The sequence below is a fragment of the Acidovorax sp. GW821-FHT10E03 genome, from assembly GCF_059415205.1.
Genome location: NZ_JBWKMU010000006.1, coordinates 183,599 through 203,630, shown reverse-complemented (window position 1 = coordinate 203,630; position 20,032 = coordinate 183,599). Strand labels below are relative to the sequence as shown.

At 67.9% G+C, this 20,032-nt stretch carries 22 protein-coding genes; 12 read left to right on the top strand and 10 right to left on the bottom strand.

Annotated elements, in window-relative coordinates:
• Positions 1-4: 4 nt before the first annotated feature.
• From AC07OD_RS12585 to AC07OD_RS12540, 10 genes are all read left to right on the top strand, one after another.
• Positions 5-1,210 carry an HD-GYP domain-containing protein gene (locus AC07OD_RS12585; RefSeq protein ID WP_218297139.1) on the top strand — a complete coding sequence of 402 codons (1,206 nt, stop codon included), beginning with the start codon at positions 5-7 and terminating at the stop codon, positions 1,208-1,210.
• A 298-nt stretch (positions 1,211-1,508) separates the two neighbouring features.
• Positions 1,509-2,099: a glutathione peroxidase gene (locus AC07OD_RS12580; protein ID WP_494596918.1), complete on the top strand. Its 591-nt coding sequence runs from the start codon at positions 1,509-1,511 to the stop codon at positions 2,097-2,099.
• Positions 2,100-2,343: 244 nt separating this feature from the next.
• The gene (locus tag AC07OD_RS12575; RefSeq protein ID WP_494596916.1) at positions 2,344-3,651 is read left to right on the top strand and encodes an NAD(P)/FAD-dependent oxidoreductase; all 1,308 of its coding nucleotides are present in this window, start codon (positions 2,344-2,346) and stop codon (positions 3,649-3,651) included.
• Positions 3,652-3,659: 8 nt separating this feature from the next.
• Positions 3,660-4,451, top strand: a complete 792-nt coding sequence (locus AC07OD_RS12570) for a DUF1365 domain-containing protein (protein ID WP_494597040.1) — start codon at positions 3,660-3,662, stop codon at positions 4,449-4,451.
• Positions 4,452-4,474: 23 nt separating this feature from the next.
• Complete coding sequence (locus tag AC07OD_RS12565) at positions 4,475-5,704, top strand: SAM-dependent methyltransferase (protein WP_218339435.1); 1,230 nt, start codon at positions 4,475-4,477, stop codon at positions 5,702-5,704.
• Between the two features lie 67 nt (positions 5,705-5,771).
• A complete protein-coding gene (locus AC07OD_RS12560) occupies positions 5,772-6,281 on the top strand; it encodes a chalcone isomerase family protein (RefSeq protein WP_492254194.1) in 510 nt (169 codons plus the stop codon).
• Complete coding sequence (locus AC07OD_RS12555) at positions 6,278-7,576, top strand: MFS transporter (protein WP_492245176.1); 1,299 nt, start codon at positions 6,278-6,280, stop codon at positions 7,574-7,576. Before AC07OD_RS12560 ends, AC07OD_RS12555 begins: the two co-directional genes overlap by 4 nt.
• A 35-nt stretch (positions 7,577-7,611) precedes the next feature.
• Complete coding sequence (locus tag AC07OD_RS12550; RefSeq protein WP_218297143.1) at positions 7,612-8,154, top strand: DUF3833 domain-containing protein; 543 nt, start codon at positions 7,612-7,614, stop codon at positions 8,152-8,154.
• Positions 8,151-8,933, top strand: coding sequence for an SDR family NAD(P)-dependent oxidoreductase (locus AC07OD_RS12545; protein WP_494596913.1), 783 nt, complete (start codon positions 8,151-8,153; stop codon positions 8,931-8,933). The genes AC07OD_RS12550 and AC07OD_RS12545 overlap by 4 nt, the downstream gene beginning before the upstream one ends.
• A 5-nt stretch (positions 8,934-8,938) precedes the next feature.
• Complete coding sequence (locus AC07OD_RS12540; protein WP_494596911.1) at positions 8,939-9,397, top strand: nuclear transport factor 2 family protein; 459 nt, start codon at positions 8,939-8,941, stop codon at positions 9,395-9,397.
• Between the two features lie 22 nt (positions 9,398-9,419).
• Here AC07OD_RS12540 and AC07OD_RS12535 read toward each other — a convergent pair whose 3' ends face one another.
• From AC07OD_RS12535 to AC07OD_RS12500, 8 genes are all read right to left on the bottom strand, one after another.
• Positions 9,420-10,325 (bottom strand): sugar phosphate isomerase/epimerase family protein, encoded by a 906-nt coding sequence (locus AC07OD_RS12535; RefSeq protein WP_369643722.1) that lies wholly within the window; start codon positions 10,323-10,325, stop codon positions 9,420-9,422.
• Between the two features lie 19 nt (positions 10,326-10,344).
• Complete coding sequence (locus tag AC07OD_RS12530; protein ID WP_218297147.1) at positions 10,345-11,244, bottom strand: VOC family protein; 900 nt, start codon at positions 11,242-11,244, stop codon at positions 10,345-10,347.
• A 33-nt stretch (positions 11,245-11,277) separates the two neighbouring features.
• Positions 11,278-12,138 (bottom strand): shikimate dehydrogenase, encoded by an 861-nt coding sequence (locus AC07OD_RS12525; protein WP_218339441.1) that lies wholly within the window; start codon positions 12,136-12,138, stop codon positions 11,278-11,280.
• A gap of 132 nt (positions 12,139-12,270) precedes the next feature.
• Positions 12,271-13,275 carry a TRAP transporter substrate-binding protein gene (locus AC07OD_RS12520; RefSeq protein WP_218297149.1) on the bottom strand — a complete coding sequence of 335 codons (1,005 nt, stop codon included), beginning with the start codon at positions 13,273-13,275 and terminating at the stop codon, positions 12,271-12,273.
• Between the two features lie 67 nt (positions 13,276-13,342).
• Complete coding sequence (locus tag AC07OD_RS12515) at positions 13,343-14,623, bottom strand: TRAP transporter large permease (RefSeq protein WP_218297150.1); 1,281 nt, start codon at positions 14,621-14,623, stop codon at positions 13,343-13,345.
• A gap of 29 nt (positions 14,624-14,652) precedes the next feature.
• Positions 14,653-15,240, bottom strand: a complete 588-nt coding sequence (locus AC07OD_RS12510) for a TRAP transporter small permease (RefSeq protein WP_494596907.1) — start codon at positions 15,238-15,240, stop codon at positions 14,653-14,655.
• A 202-nt stretch (positions 15,241-15,442) separates the two neighbouring features.
• Positions 15,443-16,159 (bottom strand): TetR/AcrR family transcriptional regulator, encoded by a 717-nt coding sequence (locus AC07OD_RS12505; protein ID WP_218297152.1) that lies wholly within the window; start codon positions 16,157-16,159, stop codon positions 15,443-15,445.
• 91 nt (positions 16,160-16,250) lie between these two features.
• Positions 16,251-16,865 (bottom strand): glutathione S-transferase N-terminal domain-containing protein, encoded by a 615-nt coding sequence (locus AC07OD_RS12500; RefSeq protein WP_494596905.1) that lies wholly within the window; start codon positions 16,863-16,865, stop codon positions 16,251-16,253.
• Positions 16,866-16,969: 104 nt separating this feature from the next.
• Between AC07OD_RS12500 and purB the strand changes: the two genes are divergently transcribed.
• The gene (purB, locus tag AC07OD_RS12495; RefSeq protein WP_057271328.1) at positions 16,970-18,349 is read left to right on the top strand and encodes an adenylosuccinate lyase; all 1,380 of its coding nucleotides are present in this window, start codon (positions 16,970-16,972) and stop codon (positions 18,347-18,349) included.
• Between the two features lie 79 nt (positions 18,350-18,428).
• Positions 18,429-18,989 (top strand): YaeQ family protein, encoded by a 561-nt coding sequence (locus tag AC07OD_RS12490; RefSeq protein ID WP_010464548.1) that lies wholly within the window; start codon positions 18,429-18,431, stop codon positions 18,987-18,989.
• Positions 18,990-19,064: 75 nt separating this feature from the next.
• On the opposite strand, the gene AC07OD_RS12485 is transcribed toward AC07OD_RS12490, so the two are convergent.
• Positions 19,065-19,370 carry a putative signal transducing protein gene (locus tag AC07OD_RS12485; RefSeq protein WP_010464546.1) on the bottom strand — a complete coding sequence of 102 codons (306 nt, stop codon included), beginning with the start codon at positions 19,368-19,370 and terminating at the stop codon, positions 19,065-19,067.
• A gap of 62 nt (positions 19,371-19,432) precedes the next feature.
• On the bottom strand, positions 19,433-19,867 hold the full coding sequence (locus tag AC07OD_RS12480) for a DUF3717 domain-containing protein (RefSeq protein WP_218297155.1): 435 nt from the start codon (positions 19,865-19,867) through the stop codon (positions 19,433-19,435).
• Positions 19,868-20,032 lie beyond the last annotated feature (165 nt).

Genomic DNA, 20,032 nt, shown 5'->3' with positions numbered 1-20,032 from the left:
CACCATGAACCTCGTCAGCCTGAACATCGAATCCATTCAGCTTGGCCACCCGCTGCCCTTCGTGCTGCGGGGGGCCGATGGCGTGCTGCTGGCGCAAAAGGGCTATGTCATCCGCACCCGGGACGAGCTGGCCAAAATGGTGGCGCGGGGCCGCCAGCTGTGCGTGGACACCGATGAATCCGGCGACAGCCACCGCGCCTACCTGGCGCAGCTGCAGCGCATGCTGATCGCGGACACCAACCTGGGCGAGATCGCCGCCATGCAGATGACGGCGGCCGACGACCCGGCGGGGCGCGGGCGCGGAGGCCGGGCCCTGCCCGACTGGCCCGAGCTGCAGCTGCGCGCCACGCAACTGCTGCGCGCGCCGTCCCCGTCGGACTTTGGCGGGCGCTTCCAGGCGCTGCACGACGAACTCTCGCGCCACTGTGAGCAGACGCCCGATGTCACCCTGCTGGCCCTGATCTACCTGTCGGCCCAGGAAACCCGCATGTACAGCGCCACCCACTCCATGCTGGTGGCCTGCGTGTGCATGGTGGTCGCGCGCGAGATGCTGCGCTGGCCCGAGGGCCGGGTGCAGCAGCTCGGGCATGCGGCCTTGTCCATGAACATCGCCATGACCGAACTGCAGGACCAGCTGGCCCAGCAGACCCACCCCCTGACTGCCCAGCAGATCGCGGCCGTGGAAGACCACGCATCACGGTCCGAGGCGCTGCTGCGCTCGCTGGGCGTGGCCGACACCGCATGGCTGGAGGCCGTGCGCTGCCACCACCACCGCACGCCTGGCCCGCTGGCCAAGAAGACGGAAGCCCAGCAGATGGCCCGGCTGATCCAGCGCGCCGATATCTTTGGCGCCCGCATGGCGCCCCGCGCCGCCCGCTGGCCCATGCCGGTCACGGCGGCCATGCAGGCGAGCTACTACGATGAGGAGCACCAGGTGGACGAGGCCGGTGCAGCGCTCGTCAAGACGCTGGGCGTGTATCCGCCAGGGGCCTTTGTGCGGTTGGCCAGCCAGGAGGTGGGTGTCGTCATCCGCCGAGGTACGACGGCCACCACGCCCAAGGTAGCGGTTGTGACCAACCGGGACGGCATGCCCACGGGCGAGCCGATTCCCCGCGACACCGGCATGCCGCCCTGGAAAGTCACGGGCGTGGTCGCCTTCAAGGACGTGCGGGTCAAGCTCCCGCTCGACCGCCTGCTCAACCTGGGCTGATCTTTTCGGCCCCGCAGCGGGGCCGCACCCGATGCGGGTGAACGCCCCCTCGCCCGGTGTGGCCGCCATGGGCACTCCCTGGCCCGCTTTTCAACGCTCCCACGGGGGCTGATGCCCGGCATCCGGCTTGCATCCGATGCCCGCCTGGCCGTGCGCCACGCAATACCCCCTTCCCGCTGCCGGGAATCTGAATCCAGTGGCCATCCATCGGCGTATACCAATGAGTACAAATAAAAACTCATGTGGACAAAAAATGATGGAATGGTTAAATTGCCCACACCACTGCGCTATGAGTCCTATGAAAACCTCTTCCAGACGCCTTTTTCCGGCCACGGGCCTTCTTGTCCTCGCAATGGCCGCCGGGCTTGCCCCTCGCGCGTGGGCGGCGGACGCGGAAAGCTGCCCGGCCACCTTGCAGCACACCTTTGCACGGCTGCAGGACGAAAAGCCGCAGTCGCTGTGCCAGTACAGCGGAAAGGTCGTGCTGGTGGTCAATACCGCCAGCTTCTGCGGCTTCACCGGCCAGTACAAGGGGCTCGAGGAGCTGTATGCCCGGTACAAGGACAAGGGCCTCGTCGTGCTGGGCTTTCCGTCCAACGACTTTTCGCAGGAGAGCGGCAGCAACCAGCAGATCGCGGACTTCTGCGAGAACACCTTCGGCGTGAAATTCCCGATGTTCGCCAAGAGCAGCGTGAAGGGCGCGGACGCCTCGCCGCTGTTTCGCCAGCTGGCACAGCTGTCGGGCACCGCGCCGCGCTGGAACTTCCACAAATACCTGCTGGGCCGCGACGGCAAGCTGGTCGACCAGTACTCCAGCCTCACCGCCCCTGACAGCAAGGGCCTGATGCGCGCCATCGAACAGCAACTCGCTGTTGCCGCTCCACGGTGATTGCAATGTTTTCTTTACGTTTCTTTAAAAAAAACCGGCGCGGGGCCTGGAACTTCCGCGCGAGGGCCCCACTCTATTCCCTGCACGCTGCGATTGCGTGGCGTACAGTTTTAGTGTTGCGAAGCCTTTCGGGCCCCCGGGTTCCGACTGACCTCCTGGAGCGCTTCTCCTCCCTCCCTCTCTTATTCGTTTCGGGACGCTTCGCAACCTTTTTATTCCAGGCACCGGCCAGAGGGGGCCGGCCATGAAAATCGCCATCATCGGCTCCGGCATCTCCGGACTGGCGGCCGCGCACCGGCTGCGTGGCCAGGCGCACATCACCCTGTATGAGGCCGGCGACCACTTTGGCGGCCACACCCACACCGTGGATGTCACGCTGCGGGATGCCAGCGGCCGGCTGGTCACGCAGGGCGTGGACACCGGTTTTCTCGTCTTCAACGAACGCACCTATCCGCAGCTGATCCGCCTGCTGGCCGAACTGGGCGTGCAGACGTGCCGGTCCGACATGTCGTTCTCGGTGCAGGTGCCCGGGGCCCGGGGCGGCCGGCCGCTGGAGTGGAGCGGCACGAACCTGGGCACCGTCTTCGCGCAGCGCGCCAACCTGGTCAGTCCGCGCTTTCTGGGCATGCTGGCGGACCTGTTGCAGTTCAACCGCCTGTGCACCCGCATCGCCGAGGCCGGGGCCGATGCGGCGCTCATGCAGCCCCTGGGCGACTTCCTGCGCGAGCACCGCTTTGGCGATGCCTTCCGCGACTGGTACTTCCTGCCCATGCTGGGCTGCATCTGGAGCTGCCCGACCGACCAGATGCTGCAGTTTCCGGTAGCCACCCTGATCCGGTTCTGCCACAACCATGGCCTCCTCCAGGTGAGCGACCGCCCGCAGTGGTGGACGGTCGCGGGGGGCGCGCGCCACTATGTGGACAAGATCGTGGCCGGTATCGCGGACAAGCGCCTGTCGACCCCCGTGCGCCGCATCGAGCGCGATGCGGCCGGCGTGTGGGTGGTGACCGACGGCGGCACCGGGCATTTCGACCAGGTCGTCGTGGCCACGCATTCCGACCAGGCGCTGGCGCTGCTCGCGCGGCCCACGCCGCAGGAACGCGCCGTGCTGGGCGCCATCCGCTACCAGGCCAACCGCGCGGTGCTGCATACCGACACCGCGGTGCTGCCCGCGCGCCGCGCCGCCTGGGCCGCGTGGAACTATGAGCGCGCCGCGCAGCCCGGCCGCGAATCGGCGCGCGTGTGCCTGCACTACCTCATCAACCAGCTGCAGCCCGTGCCCTTCGCGCAGCCCGTGGTCGTCTCGCTCAACCCCGTGCGCGAGATCGCGCCCGACCAGGTGATCGGCAGCTACGACTACGCCCACCCGGTGTTCGACCTGGCTGCCATTCGCGCGCAGCGGCAGGTGGCCGAGATCCAGGGCCATGGGCACACCTGGTTCTGCGGGGCGTGGACGGGCTACGGGTTCCACGAAGACGGACTGAAGTCCGGGCTCGCCGTGGCCGAACAGGTGCTGGCCCGCCAGCCCGCTCCCCTGGCGGAGGCCGCATGAACATCGGCATGGGCACCGCTCCCGAGGCCCCGCAGCCGCTGATCGGCTTTGGCCAGGTGCGCCATGCGCGGCTGCGGCCCCGGCGGCATGCGTTTGCCTACCCCACGTTCTTTCTCCTGCTGCCCCTGCGCACCATGGGCGCCGCAGCGCCGGGCCCGCTGGCCGTGAACCGGCGCGGCGCCATCAGCTTTCACGACACGGACCATGGCGACGGCCGCAGCGCCGCGCAGGGCGGGGCGCTGGCCTGGCTGGACGAGCTGCTGCGCGCCGAAGGCATTGCCGACGCCACCGGCGAAGTCTGGCTGCACTGCTACCCGCGCGTGCTGGGCTACACCTTCAAACCCGTGAGCTTCTGGTACTGCCACCGCGCCGACGCCAGCCTGCGCGCCATCGTGGTGGAGGTGAACAACACCTTTGGCGAGCGGCACTGCTACTTGCTGGACGCGCCCCGCTACGGCGTGGAACTGCGGGCGCGCAAGGTGTTCCATGTCTCGCCCTTCTGCGAGGCGGGCGGGGGCTACCGCTTTCGCTTCCTGCGCACGGCGGGCGGGCCCGCCGATGCGGGCCGCACCGTGGCGCGCATCGACTACGACGACGACGCCGGACCGCTGATCGAGACCAGCGTGAGCGGCACCCTGCACCCCATCACGGGGCAGACGCTGCGCCGGGCCCTGTGGGGCTACCCGGCCATGACGCTGGCCGTCATCGCGCGCATCCACTGGCAGGCCTTGCGGCTGTGGCTCAAGCGCGTGCGCTTTCACCGCAAGCCCGAGGCCCCTGCCTCCATCGTGACCCGTTGACCCCACAGCCCGACGAGACCGCCATGAACACGACCACGACCACCGGCGCCGCCCTGCACGCCACCCTGCCCGCCGGCACGCCGGCTGCCGCGCGCACGGCCCTTCGGCTCCTGCAGGGGCTGCAGCATGGCAACCTCACGGTGCAACTGCCGGACGGCACGCTGCAGCACTTCGGCCAGGGGGGCGGCCTCTCGGCGGCCATCACGCTCAGGAACTGGAACGTGTGCAGCGCGGCGCTCAGGTCGGGGGACATCGGCTTCGCCGAGAGCTACATCGCGGGGGACTGGACCACGCCGCACCTCACCGACCTGATCAAGCTCTTCATCGCCAACCGCCAGCAGGTGGAAGGCGTGATCTATGGAAGCTGGGCCGGACGCCTGCTGTACCGCATCAAGCACCTGCTCAACCGCAACACGCGCGCCAACAGCCAGAAGAACATCCATGCGCACTACGACCTGGGCAATGCGTTCTACGCGCTGTGGCTGGACGACACGATGAATTACTCGTCCGCCTGGTTCGAAGGCGATGCGGGCGGCGACATGCGCAAGGCCCAGCATGCCAAGGTGCGCCGCGCCCTGAGCCAGGCGGGGGTGCGGCCGGGGCACCGCGTGCTCGAGATCGGCTGCGGCTGGGGGGCGCTCGCCGAGATGGCGGCCACCGAGTTCGGCGCATCGCTGACCGGTGTGACCCTGTCCACCGAGCAACTGGCCTTCGCGCAAGGGCGCATGGCGGGGCAGGGGGTGGAGCACCAGGCCGATTTGCGGCTGCAGGACTATCGCGACATCCACGATGGCCCCTACGACGCCATCTGCTCCATCGAGATGGTCGAGGCCGTGGGCCGCGAGTACTGGCCCACCTACTTCCAGTCGGTGAACCGCCTGCTCAAGCCCGGTGGCAAGGCCTGCATCCAGAGCATCGTCATCGACGACAGCCTGTTCGAGCGCTACATCAGCTCCACGGACTTCATCCAGCAGTACATCTTCCCGGGCGGCTGCCTGCCGTGCCCGCGCGAGTTCCGCCGCGAGGCCGAGGCCGCGGGCCTGCGCGTGGTGGACGAGTTCGCCTTTGGCCAGGACTATGCCGAAACGCTCAGGCGCTGGCGTGACCGCTTCGTGGCCCAGCGCACGCAGATCCTGCAGCTGGGGTTCGACCAGCGCTTCCTGCACATCTGGGAGTTCTACCTGGCGTATTGCGAGGCGGCGTTTGCGATGAGCAACATCGACCTGGTGCAGTACACGCTGGCCAAGGATTGAGATTGCTATGAAAAATATAGCTGCCACCGCGTGTTTTATCTGCGCTGCAGCCGTTTTTCATTCCAGCATGGCTGTGGCGCAAGGGGCAGGGGCGGCCCAGGCCACGGCGGCGCCGCTGTCCGGCGTGCGCCTGGCGGGCCAGGGCGTGCTCCGGTTCCTGGGTTTCGAGGTCTACCGCGCACGCCTGTGGGTGCAGCCGGGCTTTGACGCCGAGAACTACGGCGCCCAGCCGCTGGCGCTGGAGCTGACCTACCACCGCGACTTCACGGCGGAGGCCATCGCCAGGCGCTCCATCGAGGAAATGCGCCGCGTGGGCAGCTTCACGCCCCAGCAGGCCGCGCGCTGGCAGCAGGCGCTGCAGGCGGCGCTGCCGGACGTGAAGGCGGGCGACCGCCTGCTGGGCATTCACCAGCCGGGCGTGGGTGCGGTGTTCAGGATGGCCGGGCGCGTGGTGGGCGAGGTGCCCGATGCCGAGTTCTCGCGCCTGTTCTTCGGCATCTGGCTCTCGCCCCAGACCTCCGAACCCAGGCTGCGCCAGGAACTGCTGGGCGCGACCCGCGCCATGGGGCAGCCATGACCCGCACCACCCAGCCCCTGCGCGCCCGCCACGGCCTGGCCTATGGGCTGCTGGGCCTGCCCCTGGCGTTTGTGGCGCTGCCGCTGTACGTGCTGCTGCCCAACCACTATGCCCGCGAGTTCGGCATGCCGCTGGCCACGCTGGGCTCGGTGCTGCTGGCGGCGCGGTTGTTCGATGCGGTGTCGGACCCGCTGCTGGGCCGCCTCTGCGACCACCTGTTCGGCCGCTCGGTGCGTGCCGTGCTGGCGGCGGGCGCGGTGTCGGCCATGGTGCTCGCACTGGGGCTGACCGGCCTGTTCTTTCCGCTGGTGCGCGGGGCCGATGGGCTGACCGCCTGGGCCCTGGTGGCGCTGCTCATCACCTACACGGCCTACAGCCAGCTGGGCATTGCGCACCAGGCGTGGGGCGCGCGCCTGGGCGGCGACGAACTGCAGCGCGGCCGCATCGTGGCATGGCGCGAAGGCGCCGCGCTGGCGGGCGTGGTGCTGGCCTCGGTGCTGCCCGCGTTGCTGGGGCTGCCGGTCATGCTCGGCGTGTTTGCCATGGCCTTGCTGCTGGGCTGGTGGGCCTGGACGCGCGCGCCGCGCCCCCCGGCGCATGCGGGTGGCGCCGTGGCGGGCGGGTATCGCCCGTCGCGGCGCGCCAGCCTGTGGCGGCCGTGGGGGCGCCCCGCGTTCCGCCGCCTGCTGGCGGTGTTCATGCTCAACGGCATTGCCAGCGCCATCCCGGCCACGCTGGTGCTGTTCTTCATCCAGGACCGCCTGCAGGCTCCACCCGCCCAGGAGCCCCTGTTCCTCGCGGCCTACTTCGTCTGCGCCGCGCTGTCGATCCCGTTGTGGCTGCGCGCCGTGGCGCGCTGGGGCCTGGCGCGCACCTGGCTGGCGGGCATGCTGCTGGCGGTCGCAGTGTTTGTGTGGGCCGCGTTCGTGGGGGTGGGCGATGTGCTGCCCTTCCTCGCGGTCTGCGCGCTGTCGGGCGTGGCGCTGGGCACCGACCTGGCGCTGCCCGGCGCCCTGCTGGCCGGCGTGATCGCGGCCGAGGGCGACAGCGGCCAGCACGAAGGCGCGTACTTCGGCTGGTGGAACTTCGCCACCAAGCTCAACCTGGCGCTGGCCGCGGGCCTGGCGCTGCCCCTGCTGGGCTGGCTGGGCTACACCCCCGGCACGCGCGGCGACGGCGGCTTGCAGACCCTGGGCATCGCCTATGCGGTGCTGCCCTGCGTGCTCAAGCTGATGGCGGCGGCGGCGCTCTACGCCCTGCTCCTGCGGCGTCCCCGCAGCGCAGCGATTGTTTGAATCAACCTGTCCGAACCGACCCCAGGGCCCACCCCATGATGCAACGACGCCTCCTCCTTTCCGCCGTGGCGGCTGCGCCCGTGGCCCTGTCCGGCTGCGCCAGCCCGGGCATCGAAGGCTATGCCAGCGAGAAGCCCGTGCTGGACCTGGCCCGGTATTTCAACGGCAAGATCGACGCCTGGGGCATCTTCCAGGACCGCAGCGGCCAGATCGTCAAACGCTTCACCGTGGTCATGGATTGCCAGTGGCAGGGCAACGAGGGCGTGCTCGACGAGGCCTTCACCTATTCGGACGGCACCACCCAGCGCCGCATCTGGCGCCTGACCCAGCACGCCGACGGCCGTACCACCGGCACCGCCGACGACGTGGTGGGCACGGCCCACGGGCAGGCGCGGGGCAACGTCTTCCGCTGGAACTACACGCTGGCCCTGCCGGTGGATGGCACGGTCTACCACGTCGACCTGGACGACTGGATGGTTCTCATCGACGACCGCGTGATGCTCAACCGCGCCACCATGAGCAAGTTTGGCGTGCGCCTGGGCGAGATCACGCTGTCGTTCACCAGGCGCGCGCCATGAGCCTGAACCCACCGCTGCGCGACTGGCAGGGCCGCAGGGCCTGGGTGATCGGCGCGTCCAGCGGCATCGGGCGCGCCACGGCGTCGGCCCTGCATGCGCGCGGTGCGCAGGTCACGGTGTCGGCCCGCAGCGGCGATGCGCTCGATGCCTTTGCCGCCCAGCACCCCGGCAGCCTGGCCCTGCCCCTGGACATAGCGCAGCCCGAGCAGGTGCAGGCTGCCGCCGCACGGGTGCTGTCCGGGGGCGCGCCCGACCTGGTGTGCTACTGCGCCGGCACCTACCGCGACATGCGCGCCACCGACCTGGATCTGGCCGACATGCTGCGCCACGGGCAGATCAACTACAGCGGTGTGCTGCACGTGCTGGCGGCCGTGCTGCCCGCCATGCTGGCCGCGGCGCACGCGGGGCGCCCCGGGCATGTGAGCGTGGTCAGCAGCGTGGCGGGGTTCCGGGGGCTGCCCAGGAGCCTGGCCTACGGGCCGACCAAGGCTGCGCTCATCAACCTGGCCGAGTCGCTGTACCTGGATCTGCACGGCTTGGGGCTTGGCGTGAGCGTGATCAACCCCGGCTTCGTGGCCACGCCGCTCACGGCGGGCAACGACTTCACGATGCCCGCGCTGATCTCGCCCGAGGCGGCGGCAGCGGCCATCTTGCAGGGCTGGGAGCGGGGGCATTTCGACATCCACTTCCCCAAGCGCTTCACGCGGGTGATGAAACTGCTGCGCGTGTTGCCGTATCGGTGGTACTTTCCTGCGGTCCGCAGGTTCACGGGACTCTGAGCGCCATGCTGCAGCCACCTCGCACCACAACCTCCACCGAAGAAGCCGTCACCCGCGTGGTGGCCTTCTTCGAGACCCTGGCCCCGGCCGACGTGGCGGCACTGGGCCGCCTGTACGCGGCCGATGCGCGCTTCAAGGACCCGTTCAACGAAGTGCTGGGCCTGCCCGCCATCCAGGCCATCTTCGACCACATGTTCGATGCGCTGGAGCAGCCGCGTTTCGTGGTCACCGGCCGCGTGGTGCAGGGCCCGCAGTGTTTCCTGACCTGGGAGTTCCTGTTCGCCTTCAAGGGCTTTGACAAGGGCGTGACGCAGACCGTGCGCGGCGCCTCGCACCTGGTGTTCGATGACCAGGACCTGGTGGCGCTACACCGCGACTACTGGGACGCCGCCGAAGAGCTGTATGAAAAGCTGCCGGTGCTGGGCGCGCTGATGCGCTGGCTCAAGAAACGCGCCAACAGTTGATTGTTGGCCGTTGACGCATTGATCACGCCAGCGTTTTGATGCGTGGGTGCCCCGGCAGCGGCACGGCGCGCTGCAGCACGCCCTCGGCCAGCCACAGCGCACTGTTCCATGCGCGTTGTGCTACATAAGGCAGCGGCAGCTGCTGGTAGTCGTCATTGAAGACTTCGAAGCTGTAGTCACCCTGGTAGCCCATGCCATCGAGCGTGCGCACCAGCTCGGCCAGCGCCTGGCTGTGCACGCCTTCGCCAGGGAACACGCGAAAGTGCCGCGCCGTGTCGATGCGCTCCTGCACTGTGCGGGTCTCCTGCCACATGAAGTCCGAAAGCTGCACCAGATAGATCTTGGCGGGGTCCACGTCGGCCAGCGCCGTGAGCGGCGTGCTGGTGGCGAACTGGTGGTACGAGTCGATGGCCAGGCCGAGGTTGGGGCAATCGGCCTGCTCGACCGCCGCCCACGCCTGGTGCACCTCGTTGATGTGCCGTCCCCACGAGAGCCCTTCAAACGCCACGCGGATGCCGTGCGGCAGCGCCAGCAGGGCCAGCTTGCGCAGGTCGCGCGCGATGGCATCGGCATCGGCGGTGGCGTGCGATGACGTGGAGCTGCAGGCCAGCAGCACCGGCGCGCCCAGGTCGCGCGCCATCAGGATCATCTGCTTGGCGATGTCCACCTTGTAGCTGTGCAGGTGGCCCGACAGGCCCTCGAAGTCGCGCAGCACCTGGAAGCCCGTCACGCGCAGGCCGCTGCTGCGCACGGCGTGCACGGCCGCCTCGATGCCCTGCGGATGGCCCACGATGTCGCGGGCCGCCAGCATGATCTGGCCGAAACCCGCCGCCTTGACGGCGGCCAGCTTGGCCTCCAGCGGGCCGGCCAGGCTGATGGTGTCCATGCCGAAGTCGGCGACGTTGCGTTGCATGGTCGAAGTGCGCATCGAAGTCTCCGGGCGGTGGTCAGCGGGCGTCGAGAACCAGCTCGAAGCTGGGCGAGCCGGCATCGGCCCGCGTGAGCGCGCCGCGCGTGCCCGTGTGCACCCCCGTGGGGGATTCCACGAAGTCCACGCCCCGGGCGCGCAGCGCGTTCACCGTGGCCAGCACGTCCGGTGTGCCGAAGGCCACGCGCTGCAGCAGCTCCTCGGGGTCGGCATCGAGCGCATCCACGAGCGGCTCGATCAGTTGCCAGTGCAGCGTGCCGCAGGGGCTGGCCAGGATGCGGCCATGCGTGAGCACGCCGAACGACTGGTCGGGCGCCAGCTCGGCGAAGCCGAACAGTTCGCCGTAGAAATGGATCCAGTCAGGCGCCCTGCCCAGGCCGATGTACTGCACCACGCCGAACAGATGCAGGCCCTGCAGCGCGGGCGGGCGCGGATTCACGGTGGGGATGGGGATGAAATCCACCTCGTAGATCGAGAATTCCTTCCAGCGGTCCACGAAGTAGATGCGGCTCGCGCCCACGCCGTGGATGGCGGGAATGTTCAGCTCCATCACCTGGACCTCGGTGTGCACGGCCCAGGCGCCCAGCTCCAGCACGCGGCGGTAGGCGGCGGCTGCGTTGCCCACACGGAAGGCGATGGCGGCGAGCACGGGGGTTTCCGCCAGGGCGGACGGCGCGTGCGGCCCGGTGCGCTCTTCGTCCTGGTGCGCGTTCACGATGATGTTCATGTCGCCCTGCCGGTACAGCAGGACCTCGCGCGAGCGGTGGCGCGCCACCGGCTGGAAGCCCATGCGCTCCAGCGCCTGCCCCAGGGCCTGCGGGCGGCTGGTGGCGTATTCGATGAACTCCACCCCCTGCAGTCCCAGGGGGTTGGGCAGGTCTCCGAGCGCCTCGCGGGCGGCCATCATCGGGGTGCTCATGCGTTGGACTCCTTGCGTGTGGTTGCGGTGGTGTCAGCGCGGGCTGACGAGCCGGCGAAAGTGGGCGTCCATCCGGTCCGCGTCGGGCGCCACGCCGGTGAACAGTTCAAAGGCACCCACCGCCTGGCCCACGGCCATGCCGCCCCCGTCCGAGACGCGGCAGCCCAGTGCGCGCGCGGCCTGGACCAGGGCGGTGTCGAGCGGGAAGTACACGACCTCGGACACCCACAGCGCGGGGTGCAGCAGGCCCGTATCGAGGGGCAGGCCGGGCAGCTTGTCCATGCCCGTGGGCGTGGCGTGGATCAGCCCGGTGGCCCGCGCCATGGCCGCGTGGATCTCGCCGGCCTCGGCCCGGGGGCCATAGAGCGCATTCACGTCGGCGGCCAGTTGCGCGGCCCGTTCGGGCTGCGCATCGACGATGGTCAGGTGCCGTGCACCCAGGCGCAGCACGGCATGCGCGATGGCGGCGCCCGCACCGCCCGCGCCCAGCAGCACGACGCGGCCGAGGTCGGCGCCCGGCAGCGCACGGGTGAAGCCCCGGGCCCAGCCTGACCCGTCCGTGTTGTGCCCCACGAGCTTGCCATCGTGGACCACGACCGTGTTCACGGCCCCCATGGCTTGCGCTTCTTCCGACAGGCTGTCGAGGTAGGGGATCACGGCCTGCTTGCACGGGTAGGTCACGTTGCAGCCGGCATAGCCCATGATGCGTGCAGCCGACAGCAGCGTGGGCAGCTGTGCGGGAGAAGACGCCGAGCGGTCCAGGTCGATCAGCTGGTAGTGCAGGCGCATGCCGTGGTGCCGCGCCTCCTCTTCGTGCAGGGCGGGAGACAGCGACTTCTGGATGCCGGCACCGATCAGCCCGATCAGCACCTTGCGGGGGCTTGTGGAAGACATGGCGGATGCGGTGGATGACACCGGGGGATCAAGGAGCTGGGTGCTCATGGGCGGGTTGCGTGGAGGACGCGCTGGCGTGTGGGCGTTGGTGCCCGCACCGCAGCGCGGGGGTGGCTGCTGCGTTGCGATGGCCTACTTGCCGCCGCGCAGCTTGGCCAGCGTGGCATAGACCTCTTGCACGGTCTCGGCGCCCACCTTGTCGCTGTGCTTTTCCACCACGGGCTTGACCTTGGCGCGCAGCTTGTCGACTTCCGCCGGCGAGAACTCGGTGACCTGCATGCCGGCCTTCTTGAGCTCTTCGAGCGCCACGTCGGCCTGCGAGCGCGAGACGCTGCGCTGGAACGCGGTGGCCTCGGCCATGGCTTCGGTCACGGCCTTCTGGTCGGCGGGGTTCAGGCTGTCCCAGAACTTCTTGCTCACGATGACCGCCTGCGGGTTGTACATGTGACGCGTGATGGTCAGGTGCTTTTGCACCTCGGCGAACTTGGACGACAGGATGGTGGAGAACGGGTTCTCCTGGCCGTCCACGGCCTTTTGCTCCATGGCCGTGTACAGCTCGGGGAACGGCATGGGCACGGCGTTGGCGCCCAGCGCGTTGAACATGTCGATGTAGATGGGCGACTGGATCACGCGGATCTTGAGGCCCGCGATGTCCTCGGCCTTGGTGATGGGGCGCTTGCTGTTGGTCAGGTTGCGAAAGCCCAGTTCCCAGTAGCCCAGGCCCACCAGGTTCTTGGCCGCGAGCTTGTCGAGCAGCTTCTTGCCGAAGGGGCCGTCGGTCACGGCATCGGCCTCCTGGGGCGAGGCGAACAGGAACGGGAAGTCGTAGATGCCGAATTCCTTGGCCTGTGCGGACAGGATGCCGGCGTTGAGCACCGTCATCTCCACGGTGCCGCCTTGCAGCGCCGAGACGGTCTGCAGGTCGCCGCCCAGCGTGCCGCCGGGAAAAAGCTTGACCGCGATGCGGCCGCTGGTCTTGGCCGCGACGAGGTCGGCGAATTTCTGCGCGCCCTGGGCCTGCGGGTGCTCCTTCTGGTTCTGGAACGCGAACTTGATGGTGCGTTCCTGAGCATGCGCACCGGGCAGCAGCGAAGCCGCGACGAGGGCGGTGGCGAGCAGGGTCTTCAAGAGTTTCATGGATGTCTCCTTGGGTTTTGGGCGGGGCAGAAACAGGAAGGAACGGAAGGCGGGAGGGGCACGGGAATCAGCCGCCGAGCCAGCGCAGGGGCACGGTGACGAGCGAGGGGAACGCGACCAGCAGGAACATCACCACGAACTGCGCCAGCATGAAGGGCATCACGCCGCGCGTGACCTGGCCCATGGAGATGCGTCCGACGCCCGCCACCACGTTGAGCACGGTGCCCACGGGCGGCGTGATGAGGCCGATGGAGTTGTTGATGATGAACAGCACGCCGAAGTAGACGGGGTCGATGCCTGCGGCCTTCACCACCGGCATGAGCACGGGCGTCATGATGAGGATGGTGGGCGTCATGTCCATGGCCGTGCCGACCACCATGACCAGCACCATGATCGCCACCAGCAGCAGGGTGGGGTTGCCCATGAAGGGTTCGAGCATGCCGATGACCTTGGACGGCAGGTCGGCCACGGTGATGAGCCAGGCCGACACCATGGCGGCGGCCACCAGGAACATGATCACGGCGCTGGTTCGCGCGGCCGCCTGGAAGATGCCCACCAGCTGGCGCCACGAGAGCTCGCGGTACACCGCCATGGAGACGACGAGCGCATACATCGCGGCCACCACGGCGGCCTCGGTGGGCGTGAAGACACCCATGCGCAGGCCCACTAGGATGATGATGGGCAGGCCCAGCGCCCACGCGGCCTCGCGCAGCGCCACCTTCAGTTCGGCGCGGGTGGCGCGCGGTGGAGGCATGACGTTTTCACGGCGGCCGAGCCACCACCACGTGACCGCGAGCGAGACGGCCAGCAGCAGACCGGGGAAGATGCCCGCGAGGAACAGCTTGCTGATGGACACATTGGCCGCCACGCCAAAGATCACGAAGCCGATGGACGGCGGAATAATGGGGCCGATGACGCCCGCCGAGGCGATGAGTCCGGCCGAGCGCTCCTTGCTGTGGCCCGCGACCACCATCATGGGCAGCAGCAGCGACGTCAGCGCGGCCGCGTCCGCCACCGCAGAACCCGACACCGCCGACAGGATCACCGCCGCCATGATGACCACATAGCCCAGCCCGCCAGGGATGTGGCCGACCAGGGCCAGCGCCAGCTTGACGATGCGCCTGGACAGGCCGCCCACGTTCATGATCTCGCCCGCGAGCATGAAGAAGGGCACGGCCAGCAGCGGAAAGCTGTCCGCGCCGTTGATGACGTTCTGCGCCAGGATCTGCGCATCGAACAGATCGAGGTGCCACATCAGCGCCACGCCGCTGAGCAGCAGCGCGTAGGCGATGGGAATGCCGATGGCCATGGCCAGCAGCAGGGAGCCGAGGAAGATCGCGACGGTCATGGGAGGTATTCCGGGCTGGTTGTCTGTCGTCAGGGCCTGTTCGCGCCCGGGGTGTCGGCGGCCGCTTGCGCGTCCCGCTGGATCTGCTCCAGCGCGGCGGCCTCCTCGCTCTCCTGCACCATGATCAGCTCATGGTCGGCCAGGGGGACGAACAGGGTGCGCAGCAGGTCGCGCAGCAGGATGGCGATGGCCGAGGCGCCCATGAGCACGCCGCTGGCGTAGAAGATGCCCACGGAGGCGCCGGTCACGGGGGCTTCGGTTTCCCAGTTGATGACCGTCTGCGACCAGCTGCCCGTGAGCAGCAGCCACGACACATAGAGCATGGCCACCTGCGCCACCAGGAGGCAGATCTTCTTGCCCAGCGTGGGCAGGCGCGAGACCAGGGCGTCCACGCCCAGGTGGCCATGTTCGCGCAGCGCCACCACGGCACCCATGAAGGTCAGCCACACGAACAGCCAGCGCGACAGCTCTTCGGAGATGGTGATGCCGGAGTTGAAGGTGTAGCGCAGCACCACATTGCCAAAAACGAGCACCACCATGATGGCCAGGCACAGGCCCGCCAATACATCCAGCACGCGGGTGTATCCCCGCAGCACGCGGTCGGCCAGTGCGAACATGGTGTCTCCAGTCGTTGTGGTTGAAAGGCTGGAAGAATTTTGTACGAACTGGTTAGTATTTGATCTAGGTGCAAACCCTGAACACCGTTTTGCCGTATTGGCCGCAGCCGCGTGGGGACGCAATGCCGCCCGGGCGCGGTGCTGCATCGCGCTGCGGCCTGTTCAGGGCGAGGGCGTGGTGGCGCGCGCCGGCGCCGGTGGTTCAGGGGCGCAGGAAGCGCACGATCATCTCGATGATCGATTCCCGGCGTTGGGCCGTGGCGGCCGGGGTGTCGAGCGAGCGTTTGAAGATCGCGCCGAACGTATGGCGGTTGGCCACATTGAAGAAGCACAGCGCCGAGATCGACATGTGCAGGTCCACCGGGTCCACGTCGGGGCGGAAGACGCCGGCAGCCACGCCGCGCTGGTACACGTTGTGCACCGCGTGGATGACGGGAATGTTGAGTTCCTGGATGGTGGTGGAGCGGCTGATGAACTCGCCCCGGTGCATGTTTTCATTCATCACCAGGCGGATGAAATCGGGGTTGGCGAGCTGGTAGTCCACTGTGAACCCGACCAGCGTGCGCAGCGCCTGCTCGGGCGCCAGGTCTTCCAGGTGCAGTTCCGATTCGATGCGGCGGATGCGCCGGTAGGCATCCTCCAGCACAGCGACATACAAGCCTTCCTTGCTACCGAAGTAGTAGTAGATCATGCGCTTGCTGGTGCTGGTCAGCGCCGCGATCTCATCGATGCGCGCCCCCGCCAGGCCCTTGTCGGCAAACTCCGCCGTGGCCACCTGCAGGATGTTGGCCATGGTGCGGTCGGGGTCGTTGACGCGCACCCGGTCCGCGCCCGGCGTGGCGGCGGCGTCGCGCGCCGCGCGTTGCCGGCTGGCGCGCGCGCCAAGGGCCTTGGGGATGTTTTGAACCATTTCGTTCATAAGCTGCGTAGCATACGGCATGCCCGCCACGCCGTGCCGCAAGCCCGTGCGCGGCGTCCGGCCGTGCCGCCCCGCGCCGCTGGCGGGCGGCTCAGCTGGGCTTGGTGTCCGCGAAGCTCGGGCGCAGCATCAGCTTGTCCAGCAGCTTGCCCAGGTTGGGGTATTCATTGCGCCAGGCGATCTCCGGAAAGCGGAATTCCAGCCAGCCCAGCGCACAGCCCACGGCGATGTCGGACAGGCTCAGGTGGATGCCGCTGCAAAACGGCTTGTCGCCCAGGCCCTGGCTCATGGACTTGAGGCTGTCGTGCACCTTGCGCAGCTGGCGGTCGATCCAGGCCTGGCTGCGTTCGCTGTCCTTGCGGTGGGCCCAGGTGGCTTCCAGCCGCGCGAGGATGGCGGCGTCCACCACGCCATCGGCCAGGGCTTCCCAGGTCTTGACCTCGGCGCGTTCGCGGCCCTGGGTGGGGATGAGCTTGCCCACCGGGGACAGGGTGTCCAGGTATTCCACGATCACGCGCGAATCAAACACGGCTTCGCCGCCCTCCATCACCAGGCAGGGCACCTTGCCCAGCGGGTTGGAGGTGGAGATATGGGTGTCGTCCGCCCAGACGTTTTCCTGTACGAACTGGTAGTCGAGCTTTTTTTCAGCCATCACGATCCGCACCTTGCGGACGTAGGGACTGGCAGAGGCTCCGATCAATTTCATGGTTTGTCTTCCAGTGCGCGGGTAAGCAGAACAATTCGAGTTTGATTCTATCGGCAGCGGCCTGCGCGGGGCTGACTGATGCGCGGCGCCTACAATTGCGCGCCATGAGCCTGTCCACCATCACCGCCCTGTCGCCGCTTGACGGCCGTTACGCCAGCAAACTTGCCGCCCTGCGCCCGATCATGAGCGAACATGGCTACATGCACCGCCGCGTGCAGGTGGAAGTGGCCTGGTTCATCGCCCTCTCGGACGCTGGTTTTGCCGAATTCAAGCCTCTCACGACCGGCGCCCGCGCCTACCTGCTGGGCCTCATCAAGAACTTCTCCGAGGCTGACGCCGCGGCCATCAAGGAGATCGAAAAAACAACAAACCACGACGTGAAGGCCGTGGAGTACTGGATCAAGAGCAAGTTCGAAGCGCGCCCCGAGCTGGAAAAAGCCTCGGAGTTCGTCCACTTTGCCTGCACCAGCGAAGACATCAATAACACCAGCCACGCGCTGCAACTGCGCTCGGGCCGCGACCAGGTCGTGCTGCCGGGCCTGGACCGCATCGTGCTCAAGCTGCGCGAAATGGCGCACGCCTACGCCGACGTGCCCATGCTCAGCCGCACCCACGGCCAGACCGCCAGCCCGACCACCGTGGGCAAGGAGATGGCCAACGTGGTCATGCGCCTGCAGACGGCGTGCGAGCGCGTGGCCGCCGTCAAGATCATGGGCAAGATGAACGGCGCCGTGGGCAACTACAACGCCCACCTGTCCGCCTGGCCCGATTTCGACTGGGAAGCCTTCAGCAAGAAGGTCATCGAAACCCCCGAGCCGCTGGGCCTGGGCCTGACCTTCCAGCCCTACAGCATCCAGATCGAGCCGCACGACTACATGGCCGAGCTGTTCGACGCGGTGGCCCGCGCCAACACCATCCTCATCGACCTGTCGCGCGACATCTGGGGCTATGTGAGCCTGGGCTACTTCAAGCAGCGCCTGAAGGCTGGCGAGATCGGTTCCAGCACCATGCCGCACAAGGTCAACCCCATCGACTTTGAAAACGCCGAGGGCAACCTGGGCCTGGCCAATGCGCTGCTCAAGCACCTGTCCGAAAAACTGCCGATCAGCCGCTGGCAGCGCGACCTGACCGACAGCACCGTGCTGCGCAACATGGGCGTGGCCCTGGGCTACGCGGCGCTGGCCTATGCCTCGCTGCTGACCGGCCTGAACAAGCTGGAGCTGAACGAAGAGGCCCTGGCCGAAGACCTGGACGCCTCGTGGGAAGTGCTGGCCGAGCCCATCCAGACGGTGATGCGCCGCTTTGGCGTGCAGGGCGCTTACGAAAAACTGAAGGAAGTCACGCGCGGCAAGACCGTGACGGCCGAGGCGCTGCACGGGCTGATCCATTCGCTGGAAATCCCCCAGGCCGAAAAGGACCGGCTGCTGGCGATGACGCCGGGCAGCTACGTCGGCAAGGCGGCCGAGCTGGCTCGCCGGGTCTGACCTCAGGTTTTTCAGCCTTTTTGGCCTCTGGCGCTTGCCTGTCAAGCGCTGGCAGCTATCTATTTAGTAGTGAGGCTGCATGGCCATCAAATCCACCATCTTCAAGGCGAATCTCCAGATCGCCGACATCGACCACGGCTACTACGCCGACCATGCGCTCACGCTCGCCCGCCATCCCAGCGAGACGGATGAGCGCATGATGGTCCGCTTGGCCGCCCTGGCCATTGCCGCGCACCAGCTCAACGACCTGTGCAATGGCGACGCCACGCTGGCGTTTGGCGCGGGCCTGTCGGACCCCGATGACCCGGATGCGTCGCTGACCGACTTCACGGGCCGCAAGCGCGTCTGGATCGAGGTGGGCCAGCCGGAAGACAAGCCGCTCACCAAGGCCTGCAGCAAGGCCGATTCCGTGATCGTCTACTGCTTCAACCACGCCGCGGAAATCTGGTGGAAGGGCATCGAGACCAAGCTGTCGCGGCTGGAAAAGCTGCAGGTGTGGCGCATTCCCACCGAGGCCTCCCAGGCGCTCGCCCAGCTGGCCGAGCGCAGCATGCAGCTGCAGGCCACGGTGCAGGAGGGCGCGATCACCCTGAGCAGCACCCAGGGCAGCGTACATGTGGAGCCCGTGCGCTGGAAGTGACTGGAGCGCTAGTCAGAATAACCTCTGGCGCTTGCTAGATAGGCGTCAGTAGCTATCAATTTCGTAGCTTTCGAATCAATCCCGTGGCATGAGCGTGCCACATTGCCAGCACTGCTCGAACCCGCCTTCGACCGTCTCCCCACACTGGCATGCCCAGCGGCGCTGCGGCAAATCTTGCAGTTCCTGCAGCAGAGTACGAGCGCGGGCGGCGTGTTCGTCGTAGTCCAGCCAGATTTCGGGCAGGCACTGGTCGGGCGGCAGGTGCCCCGCCGCAGCGCCCAGATACTGGCGCTGCACGGACGCCGCCATGCCCGCCTCGCACAACAAGTCCGCCCACAGCGTGGCGATGGCGATGTTCGGGGCTTGGGTGAGGCGCAGCATGGGACCACCATAGCGGTTTGAACGCCTGGCGTACAGTCCCCGCGGGGCGCGGGCCCCAGCCGCTAAGGTGCCTCGGCCGGTGTCCGGGATGCGCCTTCGGCGGCACGCTCCGCATAGCGGTTGAACCGCCACGCGGAATGCTCCAGCGTGATGCGCCGCCACACCGTGCGTTTCTCGACAGGTGTCATCGCCGGCCAGAACTGCACCTCGTCAAAAGTCCGTCCGCAGCCCTTGCACAGGTCATCGCCCTGGCTGGTGGAGCAGATGGCGATACAGGGCGTGTCGGGGGTCGTGTCATACCAGGCCTGCCAGGCGGCCAGCGCATCGAGGGGGAAGCTGTCCTCGTCCACGGCATCCTCGCGCCGGTACACCATCAGCGCATACACCTCCCCCAGGGCGCGGATCTGCGGCGCCAGGGTGACTCCATCGGGTGACGGCGCGCGGCCGCGCCAGTGGTTGATGGCGGCTTCGATGTCGGTGATGTGAATGGCGGCCATGGGCGATTGCGCGAAGGGGGCTGGATCATAGCCGCGCGGGCAAGGCAATCCTGGCAAAGGTGTTATGCCCCGGCGGACCGCCATCGCGTCGCATACGCAATAACCACAATCGCGCCGCACTTGCGCGTCCGTGCTGGCGATGTTCCAATCGACGCTTCGAAGGGG